The sequence below is a fragment of the Sphingomonas sp. P2_B6 genome, assembly GCF_056404755.1.
In genome coordinates this window covers 29,289-45,709 of sequence record NZ_JBFUDK010000002.1, presented here as the reverse complement: position 1 = coordinate 45,709, position 16,421 = coordinate 29,289, and the positions used below count along the sequence as shown (strand labels likewise).

The window sequence follows — 16,421 nt, the reverse complement described above, 5'->3', positions numbered from 1 at the left end:
GCGTAATGGCGTTTGATTCGATCGACCGGCGGATTCTGGGATTGCTGCAGGATGATGGCCGGATGACGAATGTCGATCTGGCGGAACGAGTCGGTTTGACCGCCCCACCCTGCCTGCGCCGGGTCCGCACGCTCGAGGAAGCCGGCGCGATTCGCGGCTATCATGCCGAGCTCGACGCGGCGACCCTCGGCTACCCGATCACGGTTTTCGCGATGGTCAGCCTGCGCAGCCAGGCCGAGCATGATCTCGCCGCGTTCGAGGATCATGTCGCGCAGATTCCCGAGATCCGCGAATGCCATATGCTGAATGGGGAGATCGACTTCATCCTCAAGATCGTGGCGACTGACCTGAAGAGTTTTCAGGAGATCCTCACCACGCATCTGACGCCGGCGCCGAACGTGGCGAGCGTAAAGACCTCGCTGACGATCCGCACCGCCAAGGCGCTGCCCGGCATCCCGGTGCGGCAGGACTGACGCGAAAAGGGGCGGCCACGCCGCCCCTTCCCGAATGCTCCATCCCCCGGCAACCGCTATACGGCGGGTGGAGTATCGAGCCAGATCTTCCAGAGCGTCGCGGTGTCGCTGTCGGGCGCCGTGGCAACCGTCGCCAGATCGGCGCGCGCGCGCTCCTTGTCGCCGGCGAGCGCCAGCGCGATCCCGCGGTGAAGGCGCACATCGTCACCATCCTTGACGCTCTTTGCCAGCGCGAGATCGTACATCTCGACCGCCTTGGCATAGGCGCCCCTGCCGATGCTCATATTGCCGAGCTGTGCCGCCAGCTCGCCATTTGCCGCCTTGCGCGCGGCGGCTTCGGTCGGGCCAGCCGCCGGCGCCGCCTTGCCCTTGGCGGGCGTGGTGCCGAGCAGGCGGATGCTCTCCGGGTCCTTGGGCGGGATCGCGCCCGAGGCGAGCCCTTCCTGGATCACCGATTTCACTTCGTCCTTCAGGCCGAGATTGTTCGCCCGCCGGGCATATTCCAGATATTCCTTCTGGCCGGCCAGGCTCTTGGTCGCGCGCATCAGGCGGAACAGGTCGACGAACCGGGTGTCGCGATCCTTGCGCTCGGCCGCGCTCAGCTTGGTCTCGTCCTCGTCCTTGAAGCCGTTGATCGCGATCGCGTCATGCCAGTTCGCCTTGGTGCCATAGGCAGCGAGCCATTTGCCGGTCCAGGCCGCCGTCTCCGGCGCCTTTTTCAGCCGGAGCCGCTGCGTCGTGAAGCGATACCAGCTTTCCGGCGGCTTCTTGCCTGCCGCGATCTGGGCCGCGATCAGCGCATCGACTTCGGCCGCGCCGGCGGAAACCTGCCCGCCTTCCATGTTCGCGCGCACGATCTGCAGGTTCAGTTCGTCGTCGCGCAGGCCATTCTCGCGCGCCTGGCGATAGAATTGCACCGCTTTGGCATAATCCTTCCGCGCATAGGCGAAATCGCCGAGCGTGTAGTTGTACCGCGCCGCGTCGTCCTTCGACGTGCGCGGATCGGCGATCAGTTCGGTCAGCGGCTTGACCATCGCCGTCTGGGTCTGGACCGTCACCGGCGATGCGCTGAGCAGCCTCACCCGGAGGGTCCGCCCGACAAAGCGCTCGCTGTCGTTGCTCGCGCTCCGCTCGATCGTCGAGATCGCGCCTTCGGCACCCGCCAGGTCATTGGCCTTCAGCGCCAGCGTCGCCGCCGCCGCCGAATCCCGCACCTGCTTGGACAGGACGAAGCTCGCCGGACCGTCGGACGCCGGCTGTTCCTTCTTGCCCGCAGCGGTCGCCGCGAACGGGATTGCGGCACTCGCCGTCAGCAGCGCCGCCAGCGCCATCGTCGAAATCGTCTTCATTACTGATATTCTCCAAAACCGGCGCTGGCGGTCGCGCTCTTAGCTCCTGTGAATCACGCCAGCGGCGGCGAGTCCAGCCAGATCGTCCACAGATGCGCGATCTGGCTCAGCGGCGCGGTGGCGACCTTGGCGAAAGCGGCCTTGGCTTCGTCCTTGCGGCCGAGATTGGCGAGCGCCATGCCGAGATGCATGTTCACCGTGCTCGCATCGGCACCGGCCTGACCGGCCGCCGCCGTGTAGCTTTCCACGGCCTTCGCATAATCGCCCGCGGCATAATAAATGTCGCCGGCGACGCTCGGCTTGGATTTGCCCGCGGCACTTGCCGCCGACACTTCGGACTTTATCGCTGTCTGGGCCGCCGTATAGACGCGCGCGATATCGGCATCGCCCGCCGGGATCTTGCCGGCCGCGCGGCCCTCGTCGATCACCGCGGCGGATTCCCACGGCAGGCCCGAATCCAGCGCGGCCTGCACATAGCCATAATAATCGTTCGGATCGCTCAACACCTTGGTGCTGCGCATCGTGCGGTACAGGTCGAGCTTCTGCGCCTTGGTGAACTTGGTGTTGGTCGGATCAGTCACCTTGCGGAAATTGCCGACCGCGGTGCGCCAGGTGGCGACCTTCGGATAGGCCTTGAGCTGACGCACGAGCCAGTCCTCGGCCGTCGGAACGTCGTGGGCGGCATAGCTGTTGCTCACGGCATAGGCGTACCAGGATTCAGGCGCCGTACGGCCGGCCGCCGTCTCGGCGGCGACGGCCTTGTCGAGCTCCGCGATCGCGTCCTTGGTCCGGTTGGTCGAGCCGTACGCCTGGGCCAGCGATACCGAGAGGTCCGACTTGGCATAGCCGAGTTCGCGCGCCTTCAGCAGGAAGGGAATGGCCTGCTCGTTCTGCTTCGCGTCGATCGCGATCGTGCCGCGCACGAAATTATAGGCGGGAAGATCGGCCGGCGGAGTCTTCGGGTTCACGATCAGCGCATCGAGCGCGGTGGCCAGCGTGGCGTTGTCCTTCTTCTCGCTTGCGATGTTCAGCCGGAAGATATTGGCGAAATACCGGTCGTCGTCCGTCGTCGCGAGCGGATCGGCGATGGCGAGCTTGGCTTCGGCGGTGGCATAATCCTTGGCGTCGAGCGCCTTCTTGACCTCCTGCGCGGCCTTGCCGAAGGCGGGGCTCGCGGACAGCTTGGGCACGCCCGCCTCCGCCTTGTCGTCCTTCTTGTTCTTCTGCGCGGTTGCGGGCGCGGCAACCATGGCGGTGGCACCAAGCGACAGCATCAGGGCCAGGGCGACGTTCGGAAGCAACTTCATCAAGAAAAACTCCTAAGCGGATGGATGTCCGGTCAATTCGCAGACGCCTCTAATGTGGGGGGCACCATGGTTCAAGCGCACGGATTACCCGTTTGGTTCGCATTCAGGCGCTGAACGCTGCTTTAACGCACCGGATCCCCCGGGCGACACAGCACGTTTGACTCGCGCGCGCCGCACCGACTAGGCGCAGCGGGTGATCGCCCTGCTCTCCCCCGCCAAGACTCTCGACTATGAACGGCCCCTGCCGCCGGTCGAGGCCACCGTGCCGCGTTTCGCCGCCGAGGCGAGCTCCCTTGCCGCGTCGGCCGCCCATCTCAGCCAGAAGCGCCTGGCCGAGCTGATGCAAATCTCGAAGAAGCTCGCCAAGCTCAACGCCGACCGCTTCGCCGGATTCGACGCCCAGCCGGAGCGCCCGGCGCTCTATGCCTTTGCCGGCGACGTCTATCTCGGTTTCGAGGCGCGCACGCTCGACGAATCGGGCGTCGCCTTCGCGCAGGATCATGTGCGCATGCTGTCCGGCCTGTACGGCCTGCTTCGCCCGCTCGATGCGATGCGGCCCTATCGCCTGGAAATGGGCACGCGCTGGGCGCCGCGCCGCAAGAGCCTCTATGCCTGGTGGGGCGATCGCATCGCCCAGGCCGTCCGCGACGATGTCGCGGCGGAGGGCTCGGGCGTGGTGCTCAATCTCGCCAGCCAGGAATATTTCCACGCCGTCGCCGATAAGCTCGCGGGTCTGCGCGTCATCCATGTCGATTTCCGCGAGCCCGGCCCCGATGGCCCGCGCTTCGTCAGTTTCCACGCGAAAAAGGCGCGCGGCATGATGGCGCGCTGGCTGTGCGAGCACCGCATCACCGACATCGACTCGATGAAGGGATTCGACAGCGCGGGCTATCGCTTCGACGCCGCGGCGAGCGCGCCCGACAGCTGGCGCTTCGTCCGCGCATGAGCAGCGCCGTCGTGTTCGGCGCGTCGGGCGGCATCGGCGGCGCGCTCCGCGACGCGCTCGAGGAGGAAGACGCCTTCATGACGGTTCACGCCTTTTCCCGCAGCGCCACCGGCACCGACCTGACCGACGAAGCGAGCATCGCCGCCGCGGCCGCCATCGTCGCCAAAGGCCCCGCCCCGACTCTCGTCATCGTCGCGACCGGCCTGTTGCACGAGAAGGGACAAGGCCCGGAAAAGGCCATGCAGGAGCTCGATCCGGCCTGGCTCGCCCGCACCTTCGCGGTGAACGCGATCGGCCCGGCGTTGGTCGCCAAGCATGTCCTGCCGCTGATGCCGCGCACCGGCCGCACCGTCTTCGCGGTCCTGTCGGCACGGATCGGCAGCATTGCCGACAACAGGCTCGGCGGCTGGTACGGCTATCGCGCGTCCAAGGCCGCGCTCAACATGATGGTCCGCACGCTCGCCATCGAGGAGAAGCGCCGCAACGATCGCTCTATCGTCGTCGCGCTGCATCCGGGCACCGTCGACACCGATCTGTCGCGCCCGTTCCGCGGCAATGCCGCGCCCGGCACCCTGTTCGATCCGGCCCGGGCGGCGATGCAGTTGCTGGATGTGATCGACGGCCTGAAAGCGCCCCACAGCGGAAAGCATCTGGCCTGGGACGGCGCGGAAATCGCGCCGTAGCGTCCCCTCGCGTACGCGCGCACGCGTGACGCACGCGCGTGACAAAGGCGGCAGGCTGGTCTAGACCGTCATCGAACAGACATACACACCATTTCCGAAAGCCTTGAAACTTGACCGACGAGACACTCCTCGCCGACCCTTCCGATATTTCACCGATCTCGATCGTCGACGAGATGCGTTCGAGCTATCTCGATTATGCGATGAGCGTGATCGTCAGCCGCGCGCTGCCGGACGTGCGCGACGGGCTGAAACCGGTGCATCGCCGCATCCTCTTCGCCAGCCAGGAGGGCGGCTTCGTCCCCGGCCGGCCGTATCGCAAATGCGCCAAGATCGTCGGCGACGTGATGGGCAATTACCATCCGCACGGCGACAGCTCGATCTACATGGCGCTCGCCCGCCTCGCCCAGGATTGGGCGATGCGGGTGATGCTGATGGACGGCCAGGGCAATTTCGGATCGATGGATCCGGATATGCCCGCGTCGATGCGGTACACCGAAGCGCGGCTGACCAAGGCGGCAATGGCCCTGCTCGAGGATATCGAGAAGGACACGGTCGATTTCGCGCCCAACTATGACGGATCGCGCGAAGAGCCGACCGTGCTCCCGGCGCGCTTCCCCAACATCCTGGTCAACGGCGCCGGCGGCATCGCGGTCGGCATGGCGACCAACATCCCGCCGCACAATCTCGGCGAAGTGGTCGATGCCTGCCTCGCCTATATCGAGCGCTCGCTCGACGGCGGCGACGCGATCACCATCGACGAATTGATGGAGATCGTGCCCGGTCCGGATTTCCCGACCGGCGGCATCATCCTCGGCCGCGCCGGCTGCAAGGGCGCCTATCATGAAGGCCGCGGCTCGATCATGGTGCGCTCGCGCCACGTCGTCGAGGAAGGGCGTAACGACAAGCGCTCGATCGTGCTCACCGAAATCCCGTACCAGACCGGCAAGAACGCCCTGGTCGAGAAGATCGCCGAGGCCGCCAAGGACAAGCGGATCGAGGGCATTTCGGACATCCGCGACGAATCCAACCGTCACGGCGTGCGCATCGTCATCGACCTCAAGCGCGACGCGACGGCCGAGGTCGTGCTCAACCAGCTCTGGCGCCACACGCCTGCGCAATCGAGCTTCCCGGCCAATATGCTCGCCATCCGCGGCGGCCGGCCCGAAACGCTCAACCTGCGCGACATCATCGAGGCCTTCGTCAAGTTCCGCGAGGAGGTCATCACCCGCCGCTCGAAGTTCGAGCTGGCCAAGGCGCGCGAGCGCGCGCACATCTTGCTAGGCCTGGTCGTCGCGACGACCAATCTCGACGAGATGGTCAAGATCATCCGCGGTTCGTCCAGCCCGCCCGTCGCGCGCGCCGCATTGATGGCGCGCGAATGGCCGATCGCCGAGATTCTGCCCTATATCAAGCTGGTCGAAGCGGTCGAAAAAGAGGTCGAGGGCGACACCTATCGCCTGTCCGACATCCAGGTCCGCGCGATCCTCGACCTGCGCCTGCACCGCCTCACCGCGCTCGGCCGCGACGAGATCGGCGAGGAGCTCAAGACGCTCGCCGAATCGATCACCGAGCTGCTCGCGATCCTGGGCGACCGGGTGAAGCTCTATGGCGTGATGAAGGACGAACTCGCCGCCGTGCGCCTGGCCTTCGCTACGCCGCGCAAGACCGAGATCGCCGCCGCCGCCGACGGCATCGACGATGAGGACCTGATCGAGCGCGAGGACATGGTCGTCACCGTGACCATGCAGGGCTATATCAAGCGCACCACGCTCGACACCTTCCGCGCCCAGCGCCGCGGCGGCAAGGGCCGCGCCGGCATGGCGACCAAGGACGAGGATATCATCACCGAACTGTTCGTCACCTCGACGCACACCCCGGTGCTGTTCTTCTCCACGCTCGGCAAGGTGTACCGCATGAAGGTCTGGCGCCTGCCCGAGGGCGGCGCCGCCACCCGCGGCCGCCCCATGATCAACCTGCTACCCCTCGCAGAGGGCGAGACGATCTCGACCGTGCTGGCGCTGCCGGAAGACGAGGCGGAGTGGGGCAAGCTCCACGTCATGTTCGCCACCGCCAAGGGCAATGTGCGCCGCAACTCGATGGACGCATTCACGAACGTGCCGTCGAACGGCAAGATCGCGATGAAGTTCGAAGGCGAGGACGAGGACGACCGGCTTATCGGCGTCGCGCTGCTGGACGAAGCCGACGACGTCCTGATGGCCACGCGCCAGGGCAAGGCGATCCGCTTTGCGGGCGACGAGGTGCGCGAGTTCCAGAGCCGCAACTCGACGGGTGTACGCGGCATCAGGCTGGCGGCGGGCGACGAGGTCATGTCGCTCTCGATCCTGCACAAGGTGGGTGTCCGCGATCAGGACGAACGTGACGATTATCTCCGCCACGCCCCCTGGAAGAATACCGAGGTCGCTGACCGCGCGCCGCGCCTGATGGACGACGCCCGCTTCGAAGAGCTGATGAGCCGCGAGCAATTCATCCTCACGGTCTGCTCGAACGGATACGGCAAGCTGTCGAGCGCCTTCGAATATCGCCGCACCGGTCGCGGCGGCCAGGGTATCACGAACATCGACAATATCGCCCGCAACGGCCCGGTGGTGGCCAGCTTCCCCGCCTCCAAGGGGCATCAGCTGATGCTGGTGACCGATCAGGCCAAGCTGATCCGCATGTCGCTCGGCGACCTGCGCGTCATCGGCCGCGGCTCGGCTGGCGTGAAGCTGTTCGATGTCGGCAAGGACGAACATGTCGTCTCCGCCGCGCGCATCGAGGAAACCGAGGAAGAGGCCGAGGTCGATCTGTCCGACGGCCCGATCGCCGGCGCGCCGACGCCCGACGGCGACACAAGCGAGGATCTGGCCGACGGCGGCGAGGCCTGATGGGATGACGTCCGCCGCTTCGGGCGGCGGGCACCCTCGCAAGGCCGGCTGGATCATGCTATATTCCGCCTATGAAGGCTGAACGCGCGATATTCGAGCAGACGGATCCTGATGCCGAGACGGCAGCCGACGCGCGGGCAGACGCCGATATCAAGGCGGGGCGTACCGTCGATCACGCGGAGGTGGTCGCGTGGCTGGCCAAATGGGGCACGCCAGAAGAGACTCCCGCGCCGCCCGAATGGCTCGCATAGTCTGGACGCGGGAAGCGCTCGCCAATCTTGAGTTGATCCGCTCCTACATTCACCAATTCGATCCACAGGCAGCGCGACGCATGGCGCGTCGCCTGATCGAGGCGGGCGACAGTCTGCAGACCTATCCGCATCGCGGTCGCCCGGTGTCGGGAGGAAGGCGGGAACTGGTCACGATCCAGCCCTATGTCATTCGGTATCTGGTTGACGGCGACCGGGTCTTTATCGTGGGAATTCGCCACAGCGCGCAGCTTCAAGACGACCAGGAAGCTTGACCGTTGTATGCGCGGTCCCTCGGGTGACTCACAATCCGTTAGTTTTGGAGAGGGAATCGCATGACGTCGTTAACCGCCTACAAGGTCCTGACCGCCGATCAGATGGCCGTGCTCGAAACCGGCAGCTTCGCCGGCGCGCCGATCGACCTGGCCGATGGTTATATCCACCTCTCCACCGCGCAGCAGCTCGACGAGACGGTCGACAAGCATTTCGCCGGCCAGACCGATCTCCACATCGCCGCGGTCGATCTCGACGCGCAGGGCGAGACGCTGAAATGGGAGCCGTCGCGCGGCGGTCAGCTGTTTCCGCACATCTATGGCCCGCTGCTGCTGGAAACGGTGATCGCCTATGGCCCGATGGAACGGGACGATCAGGGCAAGGTCAGGCTTCCGGTCGCCGGTTGATCGGGGCGCGCGCTCGTCCGGTCAGTGCGTCACCCGTTCGGGCTGAGCTCGTCGAAGCCCTGCTCTTGACTTCCGCGTCGATCATTCCGGCCGGTGGCAAACCGCCTCGACATTGATCCCATCGGGGTCGAACACGAATGCGGCGTAATAATTCGGGTGATAATATTCCCGCACGCCGGGCGCCCCATTGTCCCGTCCGCCACTCGCCATCGCCGCTTCGTAGAAGGCGTCCACCTCGGCACGGCTGTCAGCGGTGAAGGCGACATGCATGCCCGCGCCCCGCGGCCCGCCATTGCCGACCCAGAAAGACGGCTTGCCCTGCTTGCCCAGCCCGAGCCCGTGATAGCCGCCGCTTTCCTCGGGCGTCACCTCCATCATCAGCCCGATCCCGAGCGGCGCAAGCGCCGACTCGTAGAAGCGGCGGGAAGCGTCGAAGTTCGACGCGGCGATGCCCATATGATCGATCATCGATTGTCCTTTCAGGGTTCAGGCGAACAGGTCCACGATTTCGGCGTCTCCGCCCACCGCATCGAGCAGCAAGGTGCGGTGGCACACACAGGGATCACGCTCGAAACACAACAGGGCGCTCGGCTTCTCCGCGGCCAGATCCAGCATCTGCGCCGCCTGGGCCTGCGCTTCGGGTAGTTCGAGCTGCCCGGCATAGACCTCTTCCAGCGTCGCCCGGTCGCCCTTCTTCGCGGCATCCCGGCCCCGCTTCGGCGTGCCGAGTTGCTTGAGATGGACATAACCGATCCCCGCTTCCAGCAGCGAGGCCGCGAGCGACGATTTGGAGAAACCCGGCCGCCGCGACAGCGGCAGCGCGCGCACGTCGATCACCCGCTCCACCCCCGCGCCTTTCAGCGCGGCGAGGAAGTCGGCCATGGTCGTGCCTTCATAGCCGATGGTGAAGATCTTCATTCCGCTTCCTCGCTTCGAGGGTCCTGAGCACGCCGTACGCAATCAGCGTCTGGCCGCCGAGATAGAGCGGCCAGATCGTCAGGACCGGCAGGATCGAGCCCTTCAACGGCCCGAGCTCGGCGAAGATCAGCAGGTCCGATGCCGCGAACATCAGGGCGCCGGTCGCGACCAGCGTCCGCGGAAAACGGCTGTACCAGGCAGCGCCCGCCATCCCGCCCAGCCCGGTCGCATAGACCGTCGCGCCGGCATCCCGGGTAATGGCGAAGGCAGCGGCCGGTACCGCCACGGCAATCGCGATCGCCACCGCGCCGCCTTCCTTCCGGCGGTTGGAGAGATAGAGCAGGATCGAAACGAGATGCCCCGCCAGAAAGGCCGCCCCGCCGACCACGATGCCGGAGGTTTCCAGCACCACATCGCCCAGCGTTCCCAGCGCCAGCAGCGCGGTGAGCAGCCAGCCATTGCGCTCGCGCGCGGCGAGACCGGCGCACAGCGTCAGCAGCCCGACACACACGCCCTTCCAGGCCACGAACAGCGCGCCGGACAGCCCCATATGGCTCGCCGCCCAGAAGGTCGCGCCCGCAAGGATCGCGGCCGGGAAGAGCCAGAAGTTCGGGAAGGGCGGTGTTCTGGTCTCGGTCATCGCAACGGTATCGCGCTCCGCGAGGGATCGCGCAATCCGTCCTCATGCGGGCAGATGGCAGACTGCCTCGACATTGATCCCGTCGGGATCGAACACGAACGCCGCGTAATAATGCGGATGATAGTGCGCCCTGATGCCCGGCGCGCCCGGCACCGGGCCCGGTTGAGGCCCCTCAAACCCGCCTTGTGTGTCAGGCCGTGCAGGAATGGTCGCGCGGAGGCGCTGAGGGCATTGGCATGGTGGTCGCGTCATCATCGCGCATTCACAGGGCTCGCGATTTTGCGATGACGGTGCGACCGACCGGACACTCTCCGCGCCTCAGCGCCTCCGCGCGAACACCCCTTTTCTCGCCCCAGCGACCGGCCGGCAGCTGATTGCACGATCCGTTCGCCCAACTCTCCAGGAAGATTTTTCACGCGAAGACGCGAAGGCGCGAAGAGAGCGGCTCCACCATCTGTGCCAGCTTCCCCTTCTTCTCCTTCGCGTCTTCGCGTGAAACAATCGCCCATTCCCGCACGACGCCGCCCCGCATTCTCCACCGGACATCGATCCGCACCACAACGAAACCCACCGTTCGGAGACATGGTGGACACCCCCTTGACGCCCTCCTCGATATCTAATATTTCTGTCTTTACAGAAAAGAGAAATACATGACCCTCACCGATTATCCCGACGTCAAGGCCTTCATCCTCCATTGGGGGGAGATGGGCACGCAATGGGGCGTCAACCGGTCGGTCGCGCAGATCCATGCCCTGCTCTATCTGTCCGACAGGCCGATCGATGCCGAGGCAATCGTCGAGGCGCTTGGCCTCGCCCGGTCCAACGTCTCGACCGGCCTCAAGGAACTGCAGGGATACGGCATCGTCCGCCGCGTCCATGTCGAGGGCGACCGGCGCGACCATTTCGTCGCGGAAACCGATCTGTGGGAAATGCTGATGCGCATCACCGCCGAGCGCAAGCGCCGCGAGATCGACCCCACCCTCGCCCTGCTCGCCGAGCTGTCCGAGCGCATGAAGAACGACAAGGCCGCGCCCGCTCATGTCCGCGAGCGGGTCACGCGGATGCACGAATTCATCTCGACCCTGGGCGGCTGGTACGACCAGGTCCGCACCCTGCCCAAGCCGACCCTGGTCACCTTGATGAAGCTCGGCAGCAAGGTCGCCCGCTTCATCCCGGGGGCGAAGGCCAAGGGGGAGTAGGTCGATGGGCGGTCGGCACGTCACTCGCCCCGGCAGAAGAATTTTTCACGCGAAGCCGCGAAGACGCGGAGGAAATAGGCGAATGGCAGCGCGATTCAAATCTGCGAGACGTGCTCCTCGGCCCGAAGCCGGATTGCTCCCGCCCGACACGATTTCTCTTCGCGTCTCCGCGGCGTCGCGTGAATCAAATCGTCCACCAGCCCCGTTTGAAACCTCGCTTTCGATCACCTCCAACACCCGCCACTGAGGACTAAAAATCGTCGCAGAAGGGCAATTTCACGCCGCTCTATTTCTCAAATTACAGAAAGAAAGGAAATAACCATGGTCGAGACCGTCTACATCCTCTATCTCGCGATCACGCTGGCGATCACCATCTGGGTCGCGCGGACCCTGTCCAGCAACGGCGTCGTGTTCCTCAGCCAGTGCTTCGGCCAGAACGAGACGCTGGCGCGTTCGACCAACCATCTGCTCGTGGTCGGCTTCTACCTCGTCAATATCGGCTTCATCACCCTCACCCTCAGCCTCGGCCAGGAACCGACCACCATCACCGGCGCAATGCGCTTCCTCAGCGGCAAGGTCGGCCTCGCGGTGATCGTGCTGGGCGCCATGCACTTCTTCAACATGGGCGCGATCGCGCAGTTCGGCCGCAAGGTGAATGGCTGGCTCGATGATCGCGACCACCGCCGGCCGACTGTCGCATGACCCGCGCGCAGGAGGGGCGGACGGTGGCATATGCCTCGATCAACACGTCGAGCATCACGCTAGCCTCGGTGGCTGCCGGACCGCTCTTCCTGCTGGGCATCGGCATCGGTCTATGGGCCGACGATCCCGGGACAGCGCGCTCGATCGATCTGACCGGATCGATCATCCCGGCGACACCCCTGATCGCGCTGTTGACGGTATTTTTCGGCGCGATCGTCGCGGTGTTGCCCAATCTCCTCGGTGCCTGGCTCATGACCTGGCTGGGCAATCGCAACGACGCCGCTCGTCTGCCGGTGATGTGGGCATTGGCCGGGGCGCTTGCCTCCGCCTTTTTCGTCGTGGCCGCCGATTCCAGACCGGCCGGCGAACCTTCCACGACTCTCGTCGCCTTCACTTTCACCGGTGCCTGCTGCGCCTTGATCTGTCGCCGCCGGATCACCTGGTGACGGGGCTCCGCGACCGGGCGGGGCTATATCGCGCCGCCCGAACCCGGCTATCCTGCGACGAAAGCGGGAGGACGCCTTGGCCACACATGCGACAGACGACGCCTATCCGCCCATCGGCATGCTGCTGCGCGAATGGCGCGCGGCACGCCGCATGAGCCAGCTCGACCTCTCGCTCGAGGCCGGCATCTCGACCCGGCATCTGAGCTGCATCGAGACCGGCAAGGCCAGGGCGAGCCGCGAGACGATCTCGCGGCTCGCCGATACGCTCGCCATGCCGCTGCGCGAGCGCAACGTCCTGCTGCGGGCCGCAGGCTATGCGGCGATGCACCCCGAACGCGATCTCACCGCGCCCGCGCTCGACCGGGTCCGCCAGGCCGTCGAGCTGATCATCGCGCATCAGGAGCCTTATCCCGCCTTCGTGATCAGCCGGCACTGGGACGTGCTGATGACCAACGCGGCGGCCGTGCGCCTCAACACCCTGCTGACCGGCGGCCGCCAGAGCCCGCACGCCAATCTGCTCCACCAGCTGTTCGACCCCGCCGATTTCCGCTCGGTCATCGTCAACTGGCCCGAAGTGGCCGGGCGCTTCATCCGCCACCTGCACGACGACCTCGCCGCCAACCCGACCGATCGCCGGACCCGGCAGCTGCTCGACGAGGTTTTCCAGTACACCGGCGTGCCGCAGCGCTGGCGGCTGCGCGATCTCGGCGAGGAGCCCGCGCCGATCATCACCTTCACCTTCGCCAGCCCGCGCGGCGAGCTGCGCTTCTTCGAAACCTTCACGACCTTCGCTGCACCCCACGACGTAACGCTCGACGAAATCCGGATCGACTGTACCTTCCCCGCCGACGAGCACACCGCCCGGGTCTGTGCCGAGCTTGCGCAGGAGGAGGAGGGATAATTCCTCCCCGTGCCGGGGAGGATCAAATCCCGATAAACTACCCGCTGCTGGCCCATCGCCGGACACGCTGCTATCTGCCCGCGCCATGACTCATGACATCCATATCATCGGCGGCGGCCTCGCCGGTTCCGAAGCCGCGTGGCAGCTTGCCGAGGCCGGCTTCAAGGTGAAGCTCTCCGAAATGCGCGGTTCGGGCGAGATGACGCCGGCCCACCACACCGACGGCCTGGCCGAACTGGTCTGCTCGAACAGCTTCCGCTCCGACGACGCGGTCAGCAACGCGGTCGGCCTGCTCCATGCCGAGATGCGCGCGCTGGGCTCGCTGATCATGCGCGAAGGCGATATCCACAAGGTCCCCGCGGGCTCCGCGCTCGCCGTAGACCGCGACGGATTCTCGGCGGGCGTGACCGCTGCCATCACCACGCACCCCAACATCACCGTGGTGCGCGAGCGGGTCGACGCCCTGCCCGATGACGGCCTCGCCATCATCGCCACCGGCCCGCTGACCGCCGCCGGTCTCGCCTCCAGCATCGGCGCCGCGACCGGTGCGGATTCGCTCGCTTTCTTCGACGCCATCGCGCCGATCGTCCATTTCGATTCGATCGACATGGAGACCGCCTGGTTCCAGTCCCGCTGGAACAAGGGCGAGGGCAAGGATTACATCAACTGCGCGATGGACAAGGAGCAATATGCCGCCTTCCACGCCGGGCTGATCGCGGGCGAAAAGACCGACTTCAAGGAATGGGAGAAGGACACCCCTTATTTCGAGGGCTGCATGCCGATCGAGGTGATGGCGGAGCGCGGCTTCGACACCTTGCGTTTCGGTCCGATGAAGCCGGTCGGCCTCGACGATCCGCGCACCGGGCGCTGGCCGCATGCCGTGGTCCAGCTCCGCCAGGACAATGCGCAGGGCAGCTTGTGGAACATCGTCGGCTTCCAGACCAAGCTGAAGCATGCCGAGCAGGTCAGCCTGTTCCGCACCATCCCGGGCCTCGAGAATGCCGAGTTCGCGCGATTGGGCGGTCTTCACCGCAACACCTTCATCCGCTCGCCCGAGCTGCTCGACCCGACATTGCGGCTGAAGAACAAGCCCAATATCCGTTTCGCCGGCCAGATCACCGGCTGCGAGGGCTATRTCGAGAGCGCCGCSATMGGCCTSCTCGCCGGCCGYTTCGCCGCKGCCGAGCTGGGCGGGCAGGCGCTCACCCCGCCGCCGGTCGAGACGGCGTTCGGAGCGCTGCTCCACCACATCACCGGCGCGGCGGTCGCCGAGACCTATCAGCCGATGAACGTCAATTTCGGCCTGATGCCGCCCATCCCCGGCCGCACGAAGAAAGCGGACCGCAAGAAGATGTATACCGATCGCGCGCGGGCGGCATTCGAGGGATGGATCGCGGCCTGATCGTCACCATCGATTCAATGGCCGATGGGATCGTGGCAGCACAAGCGCGTCGACGTCGCTTGCTTCATCATCATCCCGGACTTGTTCATTGTGTCCCCGCGAAGGCGTGTCGGGTCGCCCCTGCCCCGCAGGGGGCAAGGATCGTCCGGGGGACGATCCGGCCCGACACTGACCCGGTCTGGGCTCCCGCCTTCGCGGGAGCACAAGGAGACTTTCAGCAATATCGCGTACCTGGCTGAAGGGGGACAATCACCGAACAAGGTCCGGGATAACGGCAGGATTCGACCTTTCAGGTCTCCTCGTCCTCACGCGGAGCCTGAGCGGGCGGACAATTGGGCTGCCGTTTGACGGTGCGTTTCGGCGCGGTCGTCGCGAACTCGACCGGGGTCATCGCGCCCGATTTGTCCTTGTCGGCCTCCGCGAACTTGGTCGTCGTCTTCACCGCCCATTCGTCGAACGAGAGCTGTCCGTCGTGATTGGCGTCGAGCTTCGCATAGGCCTTGCGGCGCTGCGCGAGATATTCCTCGCGCGTCACCTGCGCGTTGCGGTCCTTGTCGTAGCGGTCGAAGCGCTTCTGCTCGCGCGTGCGTTCGCTCGCCTCGGGCACGGTGGCGGGAAGCGGTGCATCCTGCGCGGCCGCCACGACCGGCGCCGCGGCCAGGGGCGATGGCGGACGGGCCTTGCCGGTCGACAGCATGATCCCCGCGGTTACCAGCAGCAGCGCCGAAGCGCCGCCTGCGACATAACGCCACATCCCACTCTCCTCCCGATCCGTGTTGGAAAGCTATCGTCTTCTAGCGGCCGGTCAATCGGTGGAGCAGCAAGCGCGCCACGCGCCGGGGAGCGCCGGTCGGTATCGGCTGATCGAACGGGATGTCGAGGTTGAGACGCGCGATGTGCGCCAGCGCACCAAGCGGCCTCGCCTGCCGGCTCCATTTCCGGCGAGTCGCCTGGGCCAGCGGCGCAGCGGCGCGCGCGAGGACATGGTCGGCGGTGGGGCGATCGCTCAGATGCCGCGCGAGATCGGCCAGTGCCCATCCCTCGCCCGCCGCAACCAGCGGATCGGTCTCCGCCGCGCCGAGCAGCAGCCCGGCCATCTCGAACAGCTTGCCGCCGCGCCGCGCGGCGTGGCGGGCGATTGCGTCGTCATCCAGTTCCGGCTCGAGCAGCTCCTCCCAGCCCTCGATCATCCAGGCCAGCCGGGCGCCCGAGACGCCATTGGGCACGACATGCAGCGCCAGCGCCTGCAGCACCGGCTCGGCCGGTGGCGGCGCGGTGTCGAGGCGGGTCAGCGCCTCATGCCACCAGGTCAGCCGCATCTGCCCGACCATCGGTTCGCGGGTCGTGCGCAGGATCTGGGCAAGGCTCGAATCGAGCGCGAACAACGCCTCCAGCGCGGGCAACGCGGCGCGCGGCGCATAAAGCAGGGCGAGCCGCAGTTCCGGATCGTGCAACGGGCCGTCCGCGCTCATGCCGCGGAAAACTCGCAGAAAAGACCGAAGATGCTGGCGATGACGCTCTGTTTCATGCGCCGGATGTACATCACTGGGATACCGCTGCAACGCCCCAGCCGCCCGGCGTTACGGGCCGTTTACGAAATCTGAACGTCGTTCCCGGAGAAGGGACTCAAGGAGGCCATGCG

Annotated in this window: 19 protein-coding genes; 12 read left to right on the top strand and 7 right to left on the bottom strand. The window is 66.0% G+C overall.

The genetic code is table 11. From position 1 onward, the window contains the following. The first annotated feature begins 5 nt into the window (after positions 1–5). Complete coding sequence (locus AC1DX5_RS02765; RefSeq protein ID WP_372853614.1) at positions 6–473, top strand: Lrp/AsnC family transcriptional regulator; 468 nt, start codon at positions 6–8, stop codon at positions 471–473. Between the two features lie 56 nt (positions 474–529). Here the strand turns inward: AC1DX5_RS02765 and AC1DX5_RS02760 are convergent, their stop codons facing one another. Together AC1DX5_RS02760 and AC1DX5_RS02755 are read right to left on the bottom strand one after the other, a co-directional pair. Continuing rightward, positions 530–1,822 (bottom strand): tetratricopeptide repeat protein, encoded by a 1,293-nt coding sequence (locus AC1DX5_RS02760; RefSeq protein ID WP_478014072.1) that lies wholly within the window; start codon positions 1,820–1,822, stop codon positions 530–532. Positions 1,823–1,875: 53 nt separating this feature from the next. After that, a complete protein-coding gene (locus tag AC1DX5_RS02755; RefSeq protein WP_478014071.1) occupies positions 1,876–3,129 on the bottom strand; it encodes a tetratricopeptide repeat protein in 1,254 nt (417 codons plus the stop codon). Positions 3,130–3,322: 193 nt separating this feature from the next. On the opposite strand from AC1DX5_RS02755, the gene yaaA reads away from it, so the two are divergent. From yaaA to AC1DX5_RS02725, 6 genes are all read left to right on the top strand, one after another. Further along, complete coding sequence (gene yaaA / locus AC1DX5_RS02750; protein ID WP_478014070.1) at positions 3,323–4,075, top strand: peroxide stress protein YaaA; 753 nt, start codon at positions 3,323–3,325, stop codon at positions 4,073–4,075. Continuing rightward, positions 4,072–4,758, top strand: coding sequence for an SDR family NAD(P)-dependent oxidoreductase (locus AC1DX5_RS02745; protein ID WP_478014069.1), 687 nt, complete (start codon positions 4,072–4,074; stop codon positions 4,756–4,758). Before yaaA ends, AC1DX5_RS02745 begins: the two co-directional genes overlap by 4 nt. A gap of 110 nt (positions 4,759–4,868) precedes the next feature. Beyond that, positions 4,869–7,643: a DNA gyrase subunit A gene (gyrA, locus tag AC1DX5_RS02740; RefSeq protein ID WP_478014068.1), complete on the top strand. Its 2,775-nt coding sequence runs from the start codon at positions 4,869–4,871 to the stop codon at positions 7,641–7,643. Between the two features lie 71 nt (positions 7,644–7,714). Next, positions 7,715–7,894 carry an antitoxin gene (locus tag AC1DX5_RS02735; protein ID WP_465176590.1) on the top strand — a complete coding sequence of 60 codons (180 nt, stop codon included), beginning with the start codon at positions 7,715–7,717 and terminating at the stop codon, positions 7,892–7,894. Then, on the top strand, positions 7,846–8,166 hold the full coding sequence (locus tag AC1DX5_RS02730) for a type II toxin-antitoxin system RelE/ParE family toxin (protein ID WP_478014342.1): 321 nt from the start codon (positions 7,846–7,848) through the stop codon (positions 8,164–8,166). Before AC1DX5_RS02735 ends, AC1DX5_RS02730 begins: the two co-directional genes overlap by 49 nt. A gap of 60 nt (positions 8,167–8,226) precedes the next feature. Beyond that, entirely contained in the window at positions 8,227–8,571 is a 345-nt protein-coding gene (locus tag AC1DX5_RS02725) for a DUF952 domain-containing protein (RefSeq protein WP_478014067.1), read from the top strand. A gap of 81 nt (positions 8,572–8,652) precedes the next feature. On the opposite strand, the gene AC1DX5_RS02720 is transcribed toward AC1DX5_RS02725, so the two are convergent. From AC1DX5_RS02720 to AC1DX5_RS02710, 3 genes are read right to left on the bottom strand one after another with little or no spacing between them, the layout of a single operon-like run. Continuing rightward, a complete protein-coding gene (locus AC1DX5_RS02720; protein WP_478014066.1) occupies positions 8,653–9,039 on the bottom strand; it encodes a VOC family protein in 387 nt (128 codons plus the stop codon). An 18-nt stretch (positions 9,040–9,057) separates the two neighbouring features. Beyond that, entirely contained in the window at positions 9,058–9,489 is a 432-nt protein-coding gene (locus AC1DX5_RS02715) for a DUF488 domain-containing protein (protein ID WP_478014065.1), read from the bottom strand. Next, entirely contained in the window at positions 9,464–10,129 is a 666-nt protein-coding gene (locus AC1DX5_RS02710; RefSeq protein ID WP_478014064.1) for a lysoplasmalogenase family protein, read from the bottom strand. The genes AC1DX5_RS02715 and AC1DX5_RS02710 overlap by 26 nt, the downstream gene beginning before the upstream one ends. A gap of 650 nt (positions 10,130–10,779) precedes the next feature. On the opposite strand from AC1DX5_RS02710, the gene AC1DX5_RS02705 reads away from it, so the two are divergent. From AC1DX5_RS02705 to trmFO, 5 genes are all read left to right on the top strand, one after another. Continuing rightward, positions 10,780–11,328 carry a GbsR/MarR family transcriptional regulator gene (locus AC1DX5_RS02705; RefSeq protein ID WP_478014063.1) on the top strand — a complete coding sequence of 183 codons (549 nt, stop codon included), beginning with the start codon at positions 10,780–10,782 and terminating at the stop codon, positions 11,326–11,328. A gap of 321 nt (positions 11,329–11,649) precedes the next feature. Next, complete coding sequence (locus AC1DX5_RS02700; protein WP_478014062.1) at positions 11,650–12,030, top strand: hypothetical protein; 381 nt, start codon at positions 11,650–11,652, stop codon at positions 12,028–12,030. Next, a complete protein-coding gene (locus tag AC1DX5_RS02695; RefSeq protein ID WP_478014061.1) occupies positions 12,027–12,476 on the top strand; it encodes a hypothetical protein in 450 nt (149 codons plus the stop codon). The genes AC1DX5_RS02700 and AC1DX5_RS02695 overlap by 4 nt, the downstream gene beginning before the upstream one ends. 76 nt (positions 12,477–12,552) lie before the next feature. Continuing rightward, the gene (locus tag AC1DX5_RS02690; protein ID WP_478014060.1) at positions 12,553–13,377 is read left to right on the top strand and encodes a helix-turn-helix domain-containing protein; all 825 of its coding nucleotides are present in this window, start codon (positions 12,553–12,555) and stop codon (positions 13,375–13,377) included. 85 nt (positions 13,378–13,462) lie between these two features. Continuing rightward, entirely contained in the window at positions 13,463–14,779 is a 1,317-nt protein-coding gene (gene trmFO, locus AC1DX5_RS02685; RefSeq protein ID WP_478014059.1) for a methylenetetrahydrofolate--tRNA-(uracil(54)-C(5))-methyltransferase (FADH(2)-oxidizing) TrmFO, read from the top strand. Between the two features lie 289 nt (positions 14,780–15,068). On the opposite strand, the gene AC1DX5_RS02680 is transcribed toward trmFO, so the two are convergent. After that, positions 15,069–15,533, bottom strand: coding sequence for an EF-hand domain-containing protein (locus AC1DX5_RS02680; RefSeq protein ID WP_478014058.1), 465 nt, complete (start codon positions 15,531–15,533; stop codon positions 15,069–15,071). 40 nt (positions 15,534–15,573) lie between these two features. Beyond that, positions 15,574–16,251: a squalene/phytoene synthase family protein gene (locus AC1DX5_RS02675; protein WP_478014057.1), complete on the bottom strand. Its 678-nt coding sequence runs from the start codon at positions 16,249–16,251 to the stop codon at positions 15,574–15,576. Positions 16,252–16,421: the final 170 nt, after the last annotated feature.